The sequence below is a fragment of the Larkinella sp. C7 genome, assembly GCF_006149005.1.
In the GTDB taxonomy this organism is placed as follows: Bacteria; Bacteroidota; Bacteroidia; order Cytophagales; family Spirosomataceae; genus Larkinella.
Window position 1 is genome coordinate 199,588 of sequence record NZ_VBSL01000007.1, and the last position, 17,649, is coordinate 217,236.

The 17,649-nt window shown below is 52.3% G+C and carries 16 protein-coding genes; 3 read left to right on the forward strand and 13 right to left on the reverse strand.

The features are described 5' to 3' along the window. Positions 1-15: 15 nt before the first annotated feature. Positions 16-744 (reverse strand): ThuA domain-containing protein, encoded by a 729-nt coding sequence (locus FH871_RS19065; RefSeq protein ID WP_138992995.1) that lies wholly within the window; start codon positions 742-744, stop codon positions 16-18. Positions 745-827: 83 nt separating this feature from the next. Here FH871_RS19065 and FH871_RS19070 point away from each other — a divergent pair, with 83 nt between their 5' ends. Then, positions 828-1,280, forward strand: a complete 453-nt coding sequence (locus FH871_RS19070; protein WP_138992996.1) for an NUDIX domain-containing protein — start codon at positions 828-830, stop codon at positions 1,278-1,280. Here FH871_RS19070 and FH871_RS19075 read toward each other — a convergent pair. From FH871_RS19075 to FH871_RS19115, 9 genes are all read right to left on the reverse strand, one after another. After that, entirely contained in the window at positions 1,265-2,665 is a 1,401-nt protein-coding gene (locus tag FH871_RS19075; protein ID WP_138993119.1) for a sodium:solute symporter family protein, read from the reverse strand. The genes FH871_RS19070 and FH871_RS19075 overlap by 16 nt on opposite strands. Positions 2,666-2,747: 82 nt before the next feature. Beyond that, positions 2,748-3,611 carry an inositol oxygenase family protein gene (locus FH871_RS19080; protein WP_138992997.1) on the reverse strand — a complete coding sequence of 288 codons (864 nt, stop codon included), beginning with the start codon at positions 3,609-3,611 and terminating at the stop codon, positions 2,748-2,750. A 90-nt stretch (positions 3,612-3,701) separates the two neighbouring features. After that, entirely contained in the window at positions 3,702-4,793 is a 1,092-nt protein-coding gene (locus FH871_RS19085; protein WP_138992998.1) for a serine hydrolase, read from the reverse strand. Positions 4,794-4,888: 95 nt separating this feature from the next. Beyond that, positions 4,889-5,488, reverse strand: coding sequence for a 5-formyltetrahydrofolate cyclo-ligase (locus FH871_RS19090; RefSeq protein WP_138992999.1), 600 nt, complete (start codon positions 5,486-5,488; stop codon positions 4,889-4,891). A gap of 3 nt (positions 5,489-5,491) precedes the next feature. Beyond that, positions 5,492-7,039, reverse strand: a complete 1,548-nt coding sequence (bshC, locus tag FH871_RS19095; protein WP_138993120.1) for a bacillithiol biosynthesis cysteine-adding enzyme BshC — start codon at positions 7,037-7,039, stop codon at positions 5,492-5,494. A 96-nt stretch (positions 7,040-7,135) separates the two neighbouring features. Continuing rightward, a complete protein-coding gene (locus FH871_RS19100; protein ID WP_138993000.1) occupies positions 7,136-7,462 on the reverse strand; it encodes a PadR family transcriptional regulator in 327 nt (108 codons plus the stop codon). Between the two features lie 105 nt (positions 7,463-7,567). Further along, the gene (locus tag FH871_RS19105; protein WP_138993001.1) at positions 7,568-8,290 is read right to left on the reverse strand and encodes a DUF1080 domain-containing protein; all 723 of its coding nucleotides are present in this window, start codon (positions 8,288-8,290) and stop codon (positions 7,568-7,570) included. Positions 8,291-8,385: 95 nt separating this feature from the next. Then, positions 8,386-9,735 (reverse strand): Gfo/Idh/MocA family protein, encoded by a 1,350-nt coding sequence (locus FH871_RS19110; protein WP_138993002.1) that lies wholly within the window; start codon positions 9,733-9,735, stop codon positions 8,386-8,388. A 243-nt stretch (positions 9,736-9,978) separates the two neighbouring features. Next, complete coding sequence (locus FH871_RS19115; RefSeq protein WP_138993003.1) at positions 9,979-10,569, reverse strand: hypothetical protein; 591 nt, start codon at positions 10,567-10,569, stop codon at positions 9,979-9,981. A gap of 177 nt (positions 10,570-10,746) precedes the next feature. On the opposite strand from FH871_RS19115, the gene prfA reads away from it, so the two are divergent. Beyond that, on the forward strand, positions 10,747-11,820 hold the full coding sequence (gene prfA / locus FH871_RS19120; RefSeq protein WP_138993004.1) for a peptide chain release factor 1: 1,074 nt from the start codon (positions 10,747-10,749) through the stop codon (positions 11,818-11,820). A 224-nt stretch (positions 11,821-12,044) separates the two neighbouring features. On the opposite strand, the gene uvrB is transcribed toward prfA, so the two are convergent. Further along, complete coding sequence (uvrB, locus tag FH871_RS19125; protein ID WP_138993005.1) at positions 12,045-14,075, reverse strand: excinuclease ABC subunit UvrB; 2,031 nt, start codon at positions 14,073-14,075, stop codon at positions 12,045-12,047. Between the two features lie 158 nt (positions 14,076-14,233). Here uvrB and FH871_RS19130 point away from each other — a divergent pair, with 158 nt between their 5' ends. Beyond that, on the forward strand, positions 14,234-14,488 hold the full coding sequence (locus tag FH871_RS19130; RefSeq protein WP_138993006.1) for a hypothetical protein: 255 nt from the start codon (positions 14,234-14,236) through the stop codon (positions 14,486-14,488). A gap of 19 nt (positions 14,489-14,507) precedes the next feature. Here the strand turns inward: FH871_RS19130 and FH871_RS19135 are convergent, their stop codons facing one another. Further along, a complete protein-coding gene (locus FH871_RS19135; RefSeq protein WP_138993007.1) occupies positions 14,508-16,097 on the reverse strand; it encodes a glycoside hydrolase in 1,590 nt (529 codons plus the stop codon). Positions 16,098-16,157: 60 nt separating this feature from the next. Beyond that, positions 16,158-17,621 carry a M61 family metallopeptidase gene (locus FH871_RS19140; protein WP_138993008.1) on the reverse strand — a complete coding sequence of 488 codons (1,464 nt, stop codon included), beginning with the start codon at positions 17,619-17,621 and terminating at the stop codon, positions 16,158-16,160. Between the last annotated feature and the right edge of the window lie 28 nt (positions 17,622-17,649).

Genomic DNA, 17,649 nt, shown 5'->3' on the forward strand with positions numbered 1-17,649 from the left:
GCGAAATAACTCTTTTTACTTCTTCTTCCCCATCGCGTACTTAATCCCCCCCAGGATGTGCGTCAGGAATTGGGTGTCGCTGTAGGATTCGTCTGTGTGGCCCCCGCCGGTGTAGAACGACCGGCCGCCGTCGAATTCGCGGTACCAGATAAACGGGTGATTATCACCATTTTTGCCGCCTTCGTAGGTTTTCTCATCCAGTTTTCCCAGAATTTTCAGGCCCGGCACAATGCTTTTGTAGTTATACCACTCGTCGTAGCGTTTCCAGCGGTCGGGCAGGGCTTTGGTCGAAAGGTGTTTTTTGTCCACAATCTCAATTTCGGCGTTCTGCTGCTTCGGGTGGCTCAGGAAATACGCCCCCACCAGTTGGTTGTACCACGGCCATTCGTATTCGGTGTCGGCTGCCGCGTGAATTCCGACAAAACCGCCCCCTTTTTTGATATACTGTTCAAAAGCCGCCTGTTGTTCAGCGTTCAGAATATCGCCGGTTGTGCTCAGAAAAACGACGGCCTTGTATTTTTTCAGGTTTTCGGGTGTAAAAAGAGCCGCGTTTTCGGTCGTATCGACGCTGAAACCGTTTTCCTGCCCCAGCTTCACAATACTCATTTTACCCACTTCGATGGACTTGTGCCGGAAGCCTGCGGTCTTCGAAAAAACCAGAATCGCATCTTTGGCGTTTGTGGTCGTAGTGGCCAGACCGGTCAATACGCACAGAATGCTGAGGAACTTTACAATCGTTTTCATTACACAAGGTTAAATATGCAGTATCAAAAGTATCGGTTTTGTTGTACTTTACTGTTCATGTTTCATCAATTTCTTCCTGAGTTATGAAAGTACGGCCTGCGGTGCTCCTGATCGAGAATAATCATTTACTGCTGATGCATTACCGGTATGGTGACACGGACGTGTATGCCCTGCCCGGCGGCAATCCCGACCAGGGCGAAACCCTGGATCTGACGGTGATGCGCGAGTTGCAGGAAGAATTGGGCATCGATGTTGAAGTCGGGCCGATCGCGTTTATCGGAGAAGTGATTTTGCCCCCGACCAACGGTTCGGAAACCAAAGAAGATGTGTTGCACGTGGTATTTGTCAGTCAGTTGATTGGCGGTATTCCCCGCATCAACCCGGAAGAAACCACGGCACTGGCCGTTAGCTGGAAGCCGATTCATGAATTGGACGACCTGAATCTGTATCCGAATGTCGGACGGCAGATTCAGCGCTGGCTGACGTCACAGACTAATCTGGAATACATCGGGAAAATCGATCAGGCATTTTTTTGAACGGGTGGATGGTTTTGGAGGTTGTTGGGGATCAGCGCACCCAGAGCCATGCCTGTGATACTGGCCAGCAAACCATAAACAAGGGGCGGATATTCCGTTTCAATGGCCAGACAGGTTAACCAGACAACAAGTCCGCTGATCATCGACAACAGACAACCCAGCGTATTGGCCGGTTTCCAGTATAACCCGGCTGTGAGCGGTACGAATAACGATACCAGACTAAACGCCGACGACTCGCCGACCAGTTCGAAAATGTTGACGTCGCGGGCTGCGGTCATCCAGACGCAAATCAGGGTGATTACCGCCACCGCCAGCCGGATGGTACGCAGCAGCGTTTTGTCACTGATGTCGGGCTTGAAAAACCGGTAGATGTTCTCGCCAAAAACCGTTGCCGGTGCCAGAATCGCGCCACTCGATACGCTGAGAATCGCTGATAGTAAGGCACCGAAAAAGAGAATTTGCAACGGCATACTGGCTTGCCGCAACACCATGTTCGGAATCAGCATCTGGTTGTCCTGGTTCAAATCCGGGTACAGCTGCTTGCCCACCAGCCCAATAAACAGGGGCAGCATGGCAATGGTGATGTATAGAAGCGACGCCAGATAGGAAGCCCGGACGGTGGTCCGCTCGTTTTTGGCCGACATCACGCGTTGAAAAACGTCCTGTTGCGGAATGGAACCCAGGCCGATGGTGATCCAGGCGGCCACCCACCCGACGCCGTCTTTGAACGTCGGTTGTGGCAGGAAATGGAAAAAACCGGGCTTGGTTTTCTGAATGATGCTGGCTATCCCGTCGGTCTGTTTATACAGAATAACGGCAATGATAATCAACGCAATGACGATGATGATGTTGTGGAGAAAGTCGGTGATGGAAAGCGACCACATGCCGCCCATCATCGTGTAAATCATGACGATGGTTGCGCTGGACGCAATGCACCAGAAAATGGGTACGCCCGTGACCAGATTAAGGACAATCCCGATGGCGATGAACTGGGCGGAAATCCAGCTAAAATACGACGGAATGACCAGAGCCGCCGACAGAAACTCCGCCGAACGGCCAAAGCGAATGCTGAAATAATCCGAAAACGTGGTGATTCCCAGCCGATAGAGCGGTCGGGCGTAGAACGCTCCGACCAGAAACAGGCACAAGGCCGACCCGAACGGTTCTTCGATAACGGCCAGAAAACCGCCGTCGACAAACATCGCCGGCGCGCCCATGATCGTTTCCGAGCCAAACCAGGTTGCAAACGTGGCCGAAGCCGCCAGCGCCAGCGGGAGCCGCCGACCGGCCAGCACAAAATCCTGACTGCTGGTTACTTTTCGGGCCGCCCAGGCACCGATGGCGAGGTTGGAAAGGAGGTAGAGGGCAATAAAGGTGAGGAGCATCCGGTGAATAGGCTTGTCGTCACCAAAATAAACAAAAAAACCGATGTCGGAAACATCGGTTTTTTGCAAACTGCAGTCAGGGTTACAACCGGATCGTCGCAGGCAGATACTTCGCGATCAGGTCTTCGTAATACGGTTTCAATTCCGAAACGACCGGTGTTACCGGGCTTTTCGAATACAAATCGTACGGGTTGAATTTATCGACCCATTTGAACATCGCCCGGTCGTGATCGTCCATCAGGTGATCATACGCTTTTTCGCGGTGTTGCGCGTAGAACGAGTGATACCGGATCATGTACAGGGCCGGTTCGGGCAGGTGATCTTTCGTAATGTGGTACAAATATTCGTCGTGTCCCCACGACATCGTGACGTTGTTCAACCCGCAATTCGGCTCGTAAACACCGTATTTGGTGTTGAAATCCTTGTTATACGTATCCGGATTGGCCGCAAAATACTCGGGATAAACGATTTTGTCGGAATGCGCGCAACCCACCGGGAACGTGTCGCCGACAACCGCCCATTGCGGCTCACCAAACAGACAGAGTACTTTGCCCATGTCGTGCAGAAAACCGGTCAGCACAAACCAGTCGGGGTGACCATCGGCGCGGATGGCTTCGGCAGTTTGCAGCAAATGTTGTAACTGGTCGAGTTCAATATCCGGATCGGAATCATCGACGAGGGTGTTGAGAAACTCCATCGCGCCCCAAACCGGGATTTCTTTTTTGTCGAATTTTAGAAATTCAGCCCGTTTTTCCTGCACAAAATCGTACGTCTGGTAGGTGTGATTCAGGCGGTAAAACTCCCGGACGGTATCGCGGGCTGGGTCGTCATAATTGCGGTATTCTTCCTTGGCCTTGTGTTCCGGTTCGGGGTAGCGGATCAGCAGATCATCTTCCCATTGTTCCAGGCTGGAGAGGGGGTTGCGTTCGGTGTCGGTGAATGCCATAGTGAGGTAGCTGTTAATAAGCCAATTAATGGTGTAAAGATAATCATTCCCCCAACTATTTCAAGTCTATCGCTTACCCGAAATAGCCAGTCAATTCGTCAGATTGTGCAATGCCCAAACGTCAATGGAGATTTCCATGTCGGCTTTCAGCACGTTTAAAACATCGGCAAAAGGCCGGTGATTGTCGGCCAGATTTGAAAACAGAACAATCAATGTCTTTTTCTGGGGAATGCGAACGACGCAGTTGCTAAAACCGCACGTACTGCCGGAGTGGAAAAACTCCGATGCTTCGCCATTTGTTTGGGTGAAAAACCAGCCTAGCCCGTAGAAACCGTTTGGCTGTCCTTCAATCTGATGATGGATGGTTTTGAGTTTTTCCCCAACATCGACCAGTTGGCCGGTTGTCAGCGCGTCGCTCCATTTTTTATAATCCGCCAGGGAAGTATAAACACAGCCGTCGCCTTTGGTGCCGCTCGTCACGCTCTGGTCCGAAAACCGGATGGTTTGGTCCTGATTTCGGGCATAGCCCATCGCCCGGTTGGGAATCGGCCGCTTCGGTTCATAGAGCGTCGTCTGGTTCATGCCCAGCGGTTTGAAAAGGCTTTCGGTGATGAACGCCAGATACGGTTTTTTCGTGACCCGCTCCACGACTTGTGTAAGCAAACAGAAGGCCGAATTGCTGTAGCGAAACCGGCTCCCCGGTTCGAAATACGTCGAGTCCTGCGACTGTAGCAGCGTCAACACTTCCGCATCAAAAATCTGCTCTTTTCGACTGGACGACAAAAGGGACTCGTAATCCAGAATCCCGGAAGTGTGCGTCAGCAGATGACGCAACTTGATAGTTTTGCCAACGTTTGGATTGAAATCCGGGAAAAATTTGAGCAAATTGTCCTCCAGCGATAGCTTTTTCTGTTTCTCCAGCAGCAGAATGCACATCGCCGTGAACTGCTTGGAAACCGACGCCATCCGAAAATTGGTTTCCGGCGAAAGGGGCGTTTTCGTCTCCAGATTGGCCAGGCCAACACCCCGGTTGTAGACGATTTTTCCATCGATCACCACCAGCAGGGCACCGCCGGGCTGGTCGGCCGGAAAGTTGCGGTGCATCACCGAATCGAGAGCCGCCGGGAGCTTTTGAGCCAAAACCGTATGAAGCATACAACACCAGAAAGCGAGGATTTTCATTCCGGCAATCTACGAAAAATAGGAACGCGGCCGGGTCGCCGATGCGATTTGACGGATTGAACGGATTTTCACGGATAAAATCAGTTTTAATCCGTTCAATCCGTCAGATCAGCGTTCCCATCAAAAACCCAGATCTGATCGGGTGTGATGCAGAAATTCAGGGAAATATCACCTTCGTACACATCGTTAATCTGATCGACCGGATCGAATAGCGACAGGCCGATTTTCAGGCAATCCGGGCGGCACTGGGCCAGAAACCGGTCGTAAAAACCGCCCCCGTAGCCGACGCGGTTGCCGGTTTGGTCGAAAGCTAACAACGGGACTAAAATAATATCGAATACTGAATTTTGAATAGCGAATAACGAAGTGGGAGGCTCGGGAATACCGTACCGGTTTTTGATAAACACGGTTTGGGGAGTGATCGCGTAGTTTTCCAGGGTGCCGCTTTCCAGATTCGTGACGGGCGCGGCCACCCGAATCTGTGGAAATTCCTGCCAGAGCCGCCGGACGATGAGCCAGGTATCGACTTCTTTCTGACTTTCGATGGGCAAAAACGTACCGATAACCGAAACCGGTTTGGTTGGCAGAAACGTAAAAAAACGATTTGAGATGGCTTCGCAGCGGGTTTGCCATTCGGCTTCGGACAACGACCGGCGTTTCTGGCGAAATTCCGCACGCAGCTCGGCTTTCGTCATGGCTTAGTCTTTCAACACCAGCATCTGGTAGGCCATCGGATCAAAAACCGTCAGCAATTTCGGGATGAACTGCGGGTCGTTGAGCTGGAAATTCAGGTAATTTTCGGACCGCTCCTGAATACCGCCGTTCGGGAAGAGCTTTTGTTTCAGGGTCATCAACTGGATGAGAACCGTTTCGTAATTTTTCTCCTCGGTTTTCTTCAGCCGTTTTTCCAGATGATCGATCGTGTGCATCAGCCGGGCTTTTTCGGCCAGCACGGCCCCTTCCAGCGACCGATCCACTTTGACGGATTTGTGCAGAATCTCGGCAAAGCACTGTTCCAGACAAGCCTTCTGGTCCGTCAGATCGAGGGAATTTCCCGAAATTCGTTCCGTGTACGCCCGGCGCAATTTCACCTCGTCCCAGAACAGTTCTTCGGGCGATACACCCAGTTTGTCCATTTTTTTGGCACTGGCGGGATTAACGTACAACGCAAAGTTGCGGGGCATCAGCAGCGGAAACGGAATCTTGAAATGATCGAAAATGCCCTTCAGTTGCAGCCAGTACGGCACTTCTGACGGACCGCCGATGTAGGCCAGATTCGGCAAAATGACTTCCTGATAAACCGGGCGAAGCACCACATTGGGGCTAAACCGCTCCGGATGTTCGTCAACCAGGGCAACGATCTCTTCCTTCGAAAACCGTATTTCGGTGTTCAAAACTTCATACGAATCCTCGCCATCGGTAACAATCCGTTCGCGCAACTGGTCTTCCAGGTAAAAAAGATTGATTTCGCGGGGTGTGATCTGCGTTTTGTACCCGAGTGCTTCCAGTTGCTGGGTGGTTTGCGTAACGATGCTCTCGGTTGGGCGGTTCAGCAACTCGTCTTTGATGATCGGCGCAAACAGTCGTTTCAAGTCCGCATCGTCGGGGTCGAGGCAAATCAGGCCCTCTTTGCCCAGCAGTTCGTTGACATACCAGCGAACGGCGTCCGACAACGTATCGTGTTTCAGGTAAGCCTCTTCAAACAGAAACAGCTTTTCCGGCATCTGGTCGAACACGGTTTTCAATTCCTTCGGGCTCATCCGCCCCACGGCTCCGCGTTGCTCCGTTTCCCAGGTATAGTTTTTGCCAAATAGCGTAAAATGGTTGATTTCGGCAAAGTCGTGGTCTTCGGCGGCCAGCCAGTAGATCGGGACAAACCGGTAGGCCGGATACGTTTCGTTCAGTTTTTTCGCCAGATTTACCGTCGTAATCCACTTGTAAAGGACGTAAAGTGGCCCGGTGAAAATATTGAGTTGGTGGCCCGTCGTCACCGTAAAGGTATTGGGCTGGGTCAGGACCGAGAAGTCGGGTTTGTTGGGAATGTGCTGGTACTGCCGTTCCAGAACTTCCACCAGCGTCTGCCGTTTGCTGTCGTCGAACGCCCGGTTTTTGACTTGGTCCTCAAACGCTTCCAGGGTTGGAAAGTGGTTGTAATAGGGTTGGAGAGCTTCTTTTTGAGAGATATAATCGAGGAACAGATTCGAAAACTGGCCGGTGGCGGTGAGTGGCAGGTACTGACAGTCCATGAAAATGGGATTTTTGTCAGTGAACACAGAATTGGGGATCAAGGTTCGGACGAGTTAAGGTGAATACACGAATGGCAACCAAAGGTGGTCCAGAAATCAGGCCAGCCCGGTTTTCGGGATCTGGTTCCAGAGGTTGTTCCGGGTGGTGTGGATTTCCTGCAAGGCCCGGGTTCCGCCCAGCGTCACATTGAAAAACCGCTTCCGGCGGCCCCCGCGCTCGGCGGTGGCCCCGCCCATCTGCGACTTGAGGTAGCCTTTTTCTTCGAGTCGTTGCAGCGTCGCATGAATGGCACTCAGACTGACGGTGCGACCGGTTTGCTTCTCGATTTCTTCCAGAATGGTCACGCCGTAAGCCTGCCCGTTCAGCATGGCAACCGTTAGCAGCACCAGTTCCTCAAATTCGCCTAAGTACGGACGATTCATATTTGTTTAGGTTTTGTAAAACAAATATATCCAGATTCTTTTAGCAGCAAAGAACCGGTCGGTAAATCATCGTTTTTTGGCGGAAAATGACGGAAAATTAGGACATCACAACATCCGAATCTTGATGTTCCGGTACCAAACCGTGCTGCCCCAGTCCTGCAAACCAATCCGCCCGGTCAATTGCCCTTTGCTGATCGGCGCGGTATTTAGCTTGCTTTCGGCGATTCGTTTTTTCCAGTCGGTGCTCTCAACGTTGTGTTCCTGAATGAGATAGCCGTTCATGTAAACCGACAGTACTTTCCCTTTCAGCTTGAAATGAATCTGGTTCCACTCGCCCACGGGTTTTGGTTCGCGAATGCGGGCATTGGCGACGCTGAAGAAATCGCCCGCGCGGTGTTTGTTTTCCGGGGCTCCTTCGTAGATGGCGTTGTCGAGCACCTGAAGCTCCAGTCCTGTGTGGTAAATCTCCTTGTATTCCGGGGCTTCGGTTACAAAAAAGAAAATACCGCTGTTCGTAAACCGTTCGACTTTACAATCCGCCTTGAATTCAAAATCCCCTTTAAACGTTTGATCCGTCGCCAGATCCCCCCCGTTTTTGGCTTTGTTTCCGGCGCGTTCCGGCACGTTCAGTTTCAGCGCCCCGTTCTCGATAATCCAGGCCGAGCCGACACCGGTTTTGCCGTACGTATGCCAGCCGCTGACGTCTTTGCCGTTGAAGAGCAGTTTCCAGCCTTCTTTCTTTTCCTGTGCAGTCAAGGTGTTCGGAGCCTGTGCAAACAGGTGGACGACCGATAGGAAGAACAGCGCAGTCAGTGAATTTTTTTTCATAGGTTTTGAAAGAGAGAAAAGAGCAAAGACAAGAGAGTAAAGACACGGTTTTTCAGGTCTTTACTCTCTTGTCTTTATTCTATATTCTATTAAAATTACATCGCCCAGCCCTGGCGGTACTCGCGTTTCAGATACGGATTCAGTTCTGGGGCGTTGGTGAAGGCCATGGTTTTCGTATCCCAGTTCAGTTTGGTGCCTTGTTTGTAGAGTGCCACGATGCCCAGCAGCATGGTTTCGCACAACGGACCAGCGTATTCAAAGGGAGAAACCGCTTTGCCATTGCCTTTGCAGGCTTCGGCCCAGTTGCGTTCGTGACTCATGCCGACACGTGGAATGGTCTGCGCCGGTTTTTTGTAGGAATCCATTTTTTCCTGCGGCAACAGACGCGGTTTGGAGCCGTAGGTTTCGTGGAAAAGCTTTCCTTTTGTTCCGATGTATAAAACGCCACCACCTTTGGGAACGGGGCCATCGCCAAATTCGACCGGTTTGGGTGGCAGAATACCGCCGTCGTACCACGTCATCGTCAGCGGATTTTTCTTGTCTTTGGTTTCAAACTCGAAGGTCACCAGCGACGAAACCGGGTAGCTTTGCTTGTTAAACGGCGTTGAGGAAGCTTCTACCGTGATTGGTGGATTGAGACCCAGCGCCCAGAACGGGTGATCGACGAGGTGAGCCCCCATGTCACCCAGCGCACCGGCACCGTAATCGACCCAGCCACGCCATTTGAACGGGGTATACGCCGGATTGTAGGCCCGGTGCGGAGCGGGACCCAAAAACAACTCCCAGTCCAGCGTCGATGGGGCGTCGACGGCTTCTTTTGGTACTTCCATGCCTTGTGGCCAGATGGGGCGGTTGGTCCAGACGTGGACTTCCTGCACTTTGCCGATGGCGCCGTCGGCAATCCATTCGTTGATCAGGCGGGCATCGTCGTTCGAATGGCCCTGATTTCCCATTTGCGTAACGACTTTCGGATTTTCTTTTGCCAGCCGCGCCAGTTCGCGCGATTCCCAAACCGTAACGGTCAACGGTTTTTGCACGTAGACGTGTTTGCCGAGTTTCATGGCGGCTGATGCAATAACACCGTGGAGGTGATCGGGTGTGGCCACCACAATGCCGTCGATGTCCTTCTGGGCTTCCAGCATCTTGCGGTAATCTTTGTACCGCTTGGCGTTCGGGTATTTTTCGAAAACCGGGCCGGCGTATTTCTCATCGACATCGCAGAGGGCCACAATGTTTTCGGTGGGCGCCAGGGCGTTGAGGTTGCTTTTTCCCATACCGCCGATGCCGACACCGGCAACGTTCAGTTTATCAGACGGCGCGATAAAGCCTTTGCCTCCGAGCACATGCCGGGGCAGAATGGTCACGCCAGCCAGGGCCAGCGACGAAGCTTTGACAAAACCTCGTCGGCTAACCGCCTGCTCTGCTTTGTTTTTCAGATTGTTCATACGTGAAACAGTATGTTTGTTAAGGGAATGGAATACGAGTGTGTTAAAAGTACAAAATCATCGTGTCTGAAGTACTATTTAATCGCATGAAAATGCTATACCGCATCTTGCTTAAATTTTAGGCTAAAAGATATTTTTGGACCCGTAAAGGACAGATGTTTGTAGGAGAAGGTGTCCCAGAATGATCTTAGCGTGCCAGCGGTACGCACAGCCTACTAATCAGGAAAAAACGCGCGTTTTGCGTCATTTCAATTTCTTCGGATTGACCCGCCGGATCACTTCCCGTTTATTGAACACGATGCGCCAGATCACGAACGGCAAAGCCGCGCTGTCCGTGCAGGTTTTGCAAATCACATCATCCGTCGCAACGGGTGAATTGTAGACAAACAGCGTGTCGTTCAGTTTCTGGACGTTGTCGTTCTGCTCCAGTTTATTCTGGGCGTTGTAGACATACGCACCCAGCAAATCCCGCTCTTTGGGGTCCAGGGCCGGGTTGGTTACATCTTTTGCCTTCAGCAAATCGATCGTAATGGCGTACTGTTTCTCCAGTTTCTGAATGGCCGGTATGTTTTCCAGGTTGCAAAACGTGGAGTCTCCGGGCTTTTTCGTCAGTTCACGAGTCAGGGCTTTTCGGGTGGTCAGAATGAGGGCTTTACCCCATTCGTCGACAGTGGTTGTGAGTTGGACGTTGGTGACCCGCTTAATTTTCCGGTCGTTCATTTCCTGCGCCAGTTCCTTCGTATTCTGATTCTGGTCGGGAGAGCAGGCGGACTCAAAAAATAGAAGAAACAACAGACTCAGCAGGAAAGCAAAAGGGGAAAAGATACGGTTCATTGCCAGGAACTTAGTGAAGTGAAATCTTGTCATCAATCAGGATAACGATGGGATTGCCCGTTTCGTTGACAAATGTACGACCGAAGTGTTGACTGACCGAATTTTCGTAGATTTGTATCAAAATTCACCCGGTCTTGAGGGGAACGAGGCAATTTGAAGGCATAATATTTTTGACCAATGATTGATCAATTAGAATCCATAAAAGAACGGTTTGAGGAGATTTCTCAGCAAATCATGATGCCGGAAATCGTTTCGGATCAGAAGAAATACACCAAGCTGAGCAAGGAATACAAAGACCTCGAAAAGATTGTCAAGCAGTATCAGGTTTACAAAAAACTGCTGAACGACATTGACGGGGCGAAGGAACTGCTGGCGACCGAGAAGGACGAAGATTTGCGCGAAATGGCCAAAGCCGAACTCGATGAGCTGGTGCCGCAGCGCGAACCGATGGAGGACGTATTGAAAGAAATGCTGATTCCGAAAGATCCGAACGACAGCAAAAACGTCATTCTCGAAATTCGGGCCGGAACCGGTGGCGACGAAGCATCCATTTTCGCCGGTGATCTCTTCCGCATGTACCAGCGGCTTTGCGACCGCATGGGCTGGCGGATGTCGCTGATGGACTTCACCGAAGGAACCTCGGGCGGTTACAAAGAAATTATCTGCCAGGTCGAAGGCGAAGACGTCTACGGCAAACTGAAATTCGAATCCGGGGTTCACCGCGTTCAGCGGGTTCCGGCCACCGAATCGCAGGGGCGGATTCATACCTCAGCCTCCAGCGTAGCGGTTTTACCCGAAGCGGAAGAGGTTGACGTTCAGATCAATATGAACGACATTCGGAAAGATACCTTCTGCTCTTCGGGTGCGGGAGGGCAGTCGGTCAACACCACCTATTCGGCGGTTCGGCTGACACACATTCCGTCGGGTTTGGTGGTGCAGTGTCAGGATGAACGTTCGCAGATCAAAAATACCGAGAAAGCTCTGACGGTTTTGCGGTCACGTTTGTACGAAATTGAACTGCAAAAGCACAACGACGAAATCAGCTCGCAGCGCAAGTCGATGGTGGGTAGTGGCGACCGTTCCGACAAAATCCGGACCTACAATTATCCGCAAAGCCGGGTTACCGACCACCGCATCGGTCTGACGGTGTATAACCTGCCGACGGTGATGGATGGCGACATCGACAACTTTATCGAGCAACTCCGCATGGCCGAAAACGCCGAACGGATGAAAGAAGCCGCGATGGTATAAGCACCCCTGGTCGGAAGGCCGGTGCCGCTCTAGTCCGTGGGATTCTTATCATGTTGGGAGCTTGGACGGATCTTACGGTGAGTTAATCCGGAAGCCCTGGAAGGGCGGTCTGTCAATAGTCAAAAGGTTATCCACAACTTCAGGCCGCTCCTGCGGAGCTACCAGTTGTGGATAACCTTTTGACTATTGACAGGGAAGCTTCCGGCCTTAATTCAAACAACTTCTTAGACTTTTTGAGTCGCTTTCAACCGGTCGCGGAGCTGAAACAACTCATCCCGCAACCGGGCCGCTTCCATGAAATCAAGCTCTTTGGCTGCTTTTTCCATTTTTTGCTGTGTTTCCTTGATGATCTGTTCCAGGTCGTTTTTGCCCATGTATTGCACCACGGGATCGGCAGCAATCTGGAATTCGTCGGGTTCAACGTAGTATTGTTTGGCCTCCGGACGCGAATCGGCAATGCTGGTTTGTCCCATAATCGAATCGTGGGACCTCAGAATCGTCATCGGCGTAATACCGTGTTTCTCATTGTATTCCATCTGGATTTCCCGCCGTCGGTTGGTTTCGCTGATGGCTTTTTCCATCGAACCGGTGATGCGGTCGGCATACATGAGCACGCGTCCGTTGGAGTTCCGGGCCGCCCGGCCAATGGTCTGAATCAAGGATCGAATGTCGCGCAGGAAACCTTCTTTGTCGGCGTCCATGATGGCCACCAGCGATACTTCCGGCAAATCGAGTCCTTCGCGCAGCAGGTTGACACCCACCAGTACATCGAAAACACCCAGTCGTAACTCCCGCAGGATTTCAACGCGATCCAGCGTTTTCACTTCGGAGTGAATGTAGCGGCCTTTCACGCCTACCCGTTCCAGGTATTTGCTCAACTCTTCGGCCATGCGTTTGGTCAGCGTCGTCACCAGCACCCGCTCTTTGCGCTTGACGCGGATGTCGATTTCTTCCAGCAAATCGTCGATCTGGTTGAGGCTGGGCCGTACTTCAATCGCCGGGTCGAGCAGACCCGTCGGACGAATCAGCTGTTCGACCACCACGCCTTCGCTCCGGCGTAGTTCATAGTCAGACGGCGTGGCGCTGACAAAAACCGTTTGCCCGGCCATTTGCTCAAATTCCTGAAAGGTAAGCGGACGGTTGTCCAGTGCCGACGGCAACCGAAAACCGTAGTCGACCAGGGCTTCCTTGCGCGAGCGGTCACCGCCCCACATCGCCCGGATTTGCGGCATCGTCGCGTGGCTTTCATCCACAATCGTCAGAAAGTCGTCCGGGAAATAATCGAGCAGACAAAAGGGGCGCTGGCCGGGTTGCCGGCGATCGAAATACCGGGAGTAGTTTTCAATACCGGAACAATAGCCCAGTTCGCGCATCATTTCGATGTCGAACTCGGTTCGCTCCTTGATCCGCTCGGCCTCCATATTCCGGAATTCGGATTGGAAATAGCGAATCTGCGCCACCAGGTCATTCTGGATTTCGCCGATGGCCATGTTCAGGGTATCCCGGCCCGTCACGAAGAGGTTCGCCGGGAAAATGGCGATGATCCGGTCGTCGCCGATTTTCTTGCCCGATGCCGGATCGATGCGCTGAATGGCTTCAATTTCGTCGCCGAAGAAGACAATCCGGTACGCAAAATCGGCATAACCGGGAAAAATATCGACGGTATCGCCCTTAACCCGGAACGAACCGCGCGTGAATTCTACCTCGGTGCGGCTATACAGAATCTCGACCAGTTTGAAGAGAAACTGGTTGCGGCTGATGGTTTCGCCCACGCCCAGCCGCACGATGCTTTTCTGGTATTCGTTCGGGTTACCGGCGCCGTAAATGCAGGAAACCGACGCAATCACGACAATATCCCGACGACCGCTCATCAGGGCCGAAACCGTCGCCAGCCGGAGCTTGTCGATTTCTTCGTTGATGGCCAGGTCTTTTTCGATGTACGTATTGGTCGTTGCGATGAACGCTTCCGGCTGGTAATAATCGTAATACGAGATAAAATATTGAACAGCATTTTCGGGGAAAAACTGCTTGAACTCGCCGTAGAGCTGGGCTGCCAGCGTTTTGTTGTGGCTTAGCACGAGCGTCGGGCGATCGAGTTGGGCAATGACGTTGGCTACAGTAAACGTTTTCCCAGATCCGGTAACACCCAACAACACCTGCGACGGTTCGCCTTCTTTAATGCCTTTTACCAGCTTTTCAATGGCCTGTGGCTGGTCGCCAGTCGGTTTAAATTCTGAAGTCAGCTTGAAATTCATAACAAGCTAAGATACGAAAAAAGCAAGATTGAAACAAGAACGGTTTTAAAGATAACCGCACTTTGTCAGGATTGTTAGCGTATGCTCATTCTGTCATTTTTTCCAAACATCTCGCCCACCTCCTGGTTACGATAGTAGTCACTCAACGTTCAACTAGCATGAAAAACTACCTGAAAAATGGATACCGTAGCCTGATCGTCGGGTTTGGTATTCTTTCGACAACCTTTTGCCTGAGTTGTAATTCTAAAACGGAAAACACGCAATCAGGCACCGATTCGACGACAATGGCGAATGATACGAGCATTATGGGAATTCAGGGCGACACGACTACCAATTCGCTGGATGCACCACAAGCGGCACAGGGCGATACCGGACAGACGTTGCCGGAAATGCGTGCCAAAAAGAAAAACTGATTTGAGCGGTATTCCCTGATTATTGATACGTCCCCACCAGCGTAACGACCGATTTGGGTTCCAGCCGGATCTGGTCGGCGTGTACGGTGGATTTCGTCAGGGTTTGGGTGGCGGAAGTGGTATAACCGGCAAAGCTTCCGTTCTGAATTTTTACCCCGCTGAGGGGTACGGTCAGGGCATCGGAGGTCATGTTGATGCAAACCAGCACAAGCTGTTTCCGCGCGGCATCTTTGTAGGCCGACACCATACCCTGACTCGCTTCGGCCACCGGGTTCGCCACTGCACCCATGCGAACCGCCACCCGTTTCATACCGGGCCGGATGAAGCGGGCGTAATTGCCGAACGCCCAAAGCTGTTTGGAGTCGATCACCTGCCCGTCAAGCCGGGCGTTGTCGTGGTTTTTATATCCGCCATCGGGGCCGTTGATATACACCAGCCCATCGCTGTAATCGTACGGATTGATGGCCAGCCACCATTGCCACGATGTCACGTTGGCGATGGTCAGATCGTTGTGAATCACCTTTGCCACGTAGAGCCCATAGTCAATGTCGGTGTGACGCGGACTGCCGTTGTACTGGCCGCAGATGTCGCCCAGAACACCAAACTCACTTTGCCAGAGTTGCGGACTTCCCACGGTTTTGGCGCGCTGAGCCGCTTTCTGGCGCATTGCCACGAGCGTCGAGTCCCGGCAGGTCGAGAAATAGCTGTGATACGCCCAGATTGGCTCTACATTCGGAAGTTTGGTCAAAGAAGCGGTTTGGTTAGGACCAAAAAAGTAGTCAAGCTGCTCACCCCGACCACTTTCGGCTTTCTCGTAGAGATAATCAAGCTGGCCCGCTTCACCCGTTACGACCTTGGTGTTGGATTGGCGGGATGCCAGTTTATTCGATAAGGCTTTGGTTACCGCCAGCATATCGGCGTTTTCGGCCGGGGAGCCTTCCTGATTCGCTTTGCCGTTTTTGCCGGCGGTCCAGTCCCACTGCGGTTCGTTGATGGGACTCAGGTAATCGAGTTTGAAGTGTTCGGCTACGGTCACCAGAAAGTCGGCGAAGGGTTCCAGCGCGGCTGGTTTCAGGTTGAATGCTTTGCCGCCCGGCGAAAAAGCTTTGCCGTTGCGGGTCATTTGCACGGGTGGAGAGTTGGTAAACCCGAGGGTATAGCGAACGCCCCGCTGGCGGGCTGCGTGTAAAAACCATTGAGTTCCGGCCTGTTTGCTCCAGTCGTAGCGGCCGTCCGGAGTCAGAAAACACGCTTCCCGACGCCATTCATCCCGAATGGCACTGCTGTCTTTCTGTTCAAAACTTCCTGCACCGATGTTGATCCGCCACAACGACAAGCCAATGCCCCTGGGCTGTCCGTTGGCCAGGGTATCCTGACTAAAGAGCAGATCGGCGATCTGGTTTTTTTTGGCCTCATCGCTCCATTTTCCAATAAACTTGGCCGACCAGCAATCGGACGCGCCGAAGCTATGGATGGTTTGAAATTCCTCATTCAGGTTGATCGTCACCGCCGAAGCGAGCGGTTTTGTTGGCCCAGTGAAACCGGTTCGGTGGCTGGTGCCGGTCAACACGATCAGGAGGAGCAGGGCGGTTTTAGCCAGGAGTTTCATTAGAAGAAGAAAGATAACAAGTGACCTTACGATTGACGATTTACCAGTTCTCCAACCCGATCAGGGTTGAGCACCCAGCCACTGGGAGCGATTTTGCAGACCGGCCGCGTCGTCGTGCTGAACGAGCAATACTGAAGGCGCATTCACCAGATCAGTGGAATCGTATTCCAGTTGCAGGCCGACAAACGCCAGGTATTCGTTCAGGAGCGGTTCCAGCGGTTCGTTGCCGAAGATGCAGCGGTCATAATACCAGTCCAGCGGTTCACCAGCCACTTCTTCCGTGATGGTGCGATACTCCTCCAGCGTATACCCCACAAACGGTTTTCCGAATCGTTCCCACATCAGCCGCATGACGTCATCAAGCGAACGGGCATGGTTCCATTTCCGGCGAATGTGCAAGTCCAGAATGAGCGCTACCGTAGCGCCCTTGTAATACACCGACACTTTCCGGTTTGGTACGCCTTTGTCGTAACCGTCCAGCCACAAATCCCAGGACGATTCGGTGAGCGACTGAAACGATCGTCCGCTGGGTTCAAAATGCCGTTTTAGCAGCACCTGAAGCTCTTTCCAATAGGCGGCATCGGTGAAAACGTTCGCCCGGCGGAGGAGCAAATCCCCATAATAGGTCGTAACGCCTTCGGCCACAAAGCAGGTCGTGAAGTACGTTTCCCGGGTGAAATCATACGGCAAAAGCTCCGTCGGACGGATGCGAATGACGTTCCAGGTGTGAAACAATTCGTGTGACGAAACGCCCAGCAAATCCGTATACAGGCCCTCACCTTCGTCGTTCGGACCCAGCACTAGCATGGTGGAGTTGCGGTGTTCGACGCCGTGGTAATGCGCCGTCGGCAGAATCAGCGTCAGAAAATGGTAGTCTTTCTCGGGAAATTCGCCAAAAAGCCGGATTTGGGTTTCCGAAAACCGGCTGAAATCGCGCCGGATTCGTTCCCAATCCGGTTTGATGTTACCGCAAATCCAGAGGTGAAACAGCGTTTCATCGACTTCATATTGAAGATGTTGCAGATCGGGCGAAGCGATGAGCGGGCAGTCGACCAGTTCGTAGAAATCGGCGGCAATCAGGACGTTGGGTGCGGTTTGCTTCATTCCGCAGGCCACCTGCCAATCGTCCGCAATGGCCAGTTCGAGTGTGCAGGGTTCCAGCAAACGGCCGTCGGCATACAGGCACAGATTGACCGGATTGAGGTACAACAGCCGCTCGTCGGCGTAGCTGGTTCCCGCGTTGATGGTATTGCTGTAATAGGTATACCGGGCGACGAGTTCCGAAACACCTTCGGTTTGCACCCGCCAGCGGTCTTTGGTGATTTTCTGAAACGCCAGCGGTTTTCCGGTTTGATCAAAGATTTCGAACCGCTGAATGTTTTTGGCGAAGTTCTGAATCTCATACCGGCCGGGGCGCCAGGCGGGGAGCTGCAGGTCAACGGTGGAAGATGAAATGGCCGTCAGCAAAAAATCAACTTCAAGGAGCCGGGACGAAGGGTTGGTCGACGAAATACGGTAGTGCATACCTGCGAATATAACCGCTTGTTTGTGA

What these genes read in the sequence shown, in the direction of transcription:
- FH871_RS19065 (WP_138992995.1), bottom strand. Translation starts at nt 744, where the DNA reads ATGAAAACGATTGTAAAGTTCCTCAGCATTCTGTGCGTATTGACCGGT.
- FH871_RS19070 (WP_138992996.1), top strand. Translation starts at nt 828, where the DNA reads ATGAAAGTACGGCCTGCGGTGCTCCTGATCGAGAATAATCATTTACTG.
- FH871_RS19075 (WP_138993119.1), bottom strand. Translation starts at nt 2,665, where the DNA reads ATGCTCCTCACCTTTATTGCCCTCTACCTCCTTTCCAACCTCGCCATC.
- FH871_RS19080 (WP_138992997.1), bottom strand. Translation starts at nt 3,611, where the DNA reads ATGGCATTCACCGACACCGAACGCAACCCCCTCTCCAGCCTGGAACAA.
- FH871_RS19085 (WP_138992998.1), bottom strand. Translation starts at nt 4,793, where the DNA reads ATGAAAATCCTCGCTTTCTGGTGTTGTATGCTTCATACGGTTTTGGCT.
- FH871_RS19090 (WP_138992999.1), bottom strand. Translation starts at nt 5,488, where the DNA reads ATGACGAAAGCCGAGCTGCGTGCGGAATTTCGCCAGAAACGCCGGTCG.
- bshC (WP_138993120.1), bottom strand. Translation starts at nt 7,039, where the DNA reads ATGGACTGTCAGTACCTGCCACTCACCGCCACCGGCCAGTTTTCGAAT.
- FH871_RS19100 (WP_138993000.1), bottom strand. Translation starts at nt 7,462, where the DNA reads ATGAATCGTCCGTACTTAGGCGAATTTGAGGAACTGGTGCTGCTAACG.
- FH871_RS19105 (WP_138993001.1), bottom strand. Translation starts at nt 8,290, where the DNA reads ATGAAAAAAAATTCACTGACTGCGCTGTTCTTCCTATCGGTCGTCCAC.
- FH871_RS19110 (WP_138993002.1), bottom strand. Translation starts at nt 9,735, where the DNA reads ATGAACAATCTGAAAAACAAAGCAGAGCAGGCGGTTAGCCGACGAGGT.
- FH871_RS19115 (WP_138993003.1), bottom strand. Translation starts at nt 10,569, where the DNA reads ATGAACCGTATCTTTTCCCCTTTTGCTTTCCTGCTGAGTCTGTTGTTT.
- prfA (WP_138993004.1), top strand. Translation starts at nt 10,747, where the DNA reads ATGATTGATCAATTAGAATCCATAAAAGAACGGTTTGAGGAGATTTCT.
- uvrB (WP_138993005.1), bottom strand. Translation starts at nt 14,075, where the DNA reads ATGAATTTCAAGCTGACTTCAGAATTTAAACCGACTGGCGACCAGCCA.
- FH871_RS19130 (WP_138993006.1), top strand. Translation starts at nt 14,234, where the DNA reads ATGAAAAACTACCTGAAAAATGGATACCGTAGCCTGATCGTCGGGTTT.
- FH871_RS19135 (WP_138993007.1), bottom strand. Translation starts at nt 16,097, where the DNA reads ATGAAACTCCTGGCTAAAACCGCCCTGCTCCTCCTGATCGTGTTGACC.
- FH871_RS19140 (WP_138993008.1), bottom strand. Translation starts at nt 17,621, where the DNA reads ATGCACTACCGTATTTCGTCGACCAACCCTTCGTCCCGGCTCCTTGAA.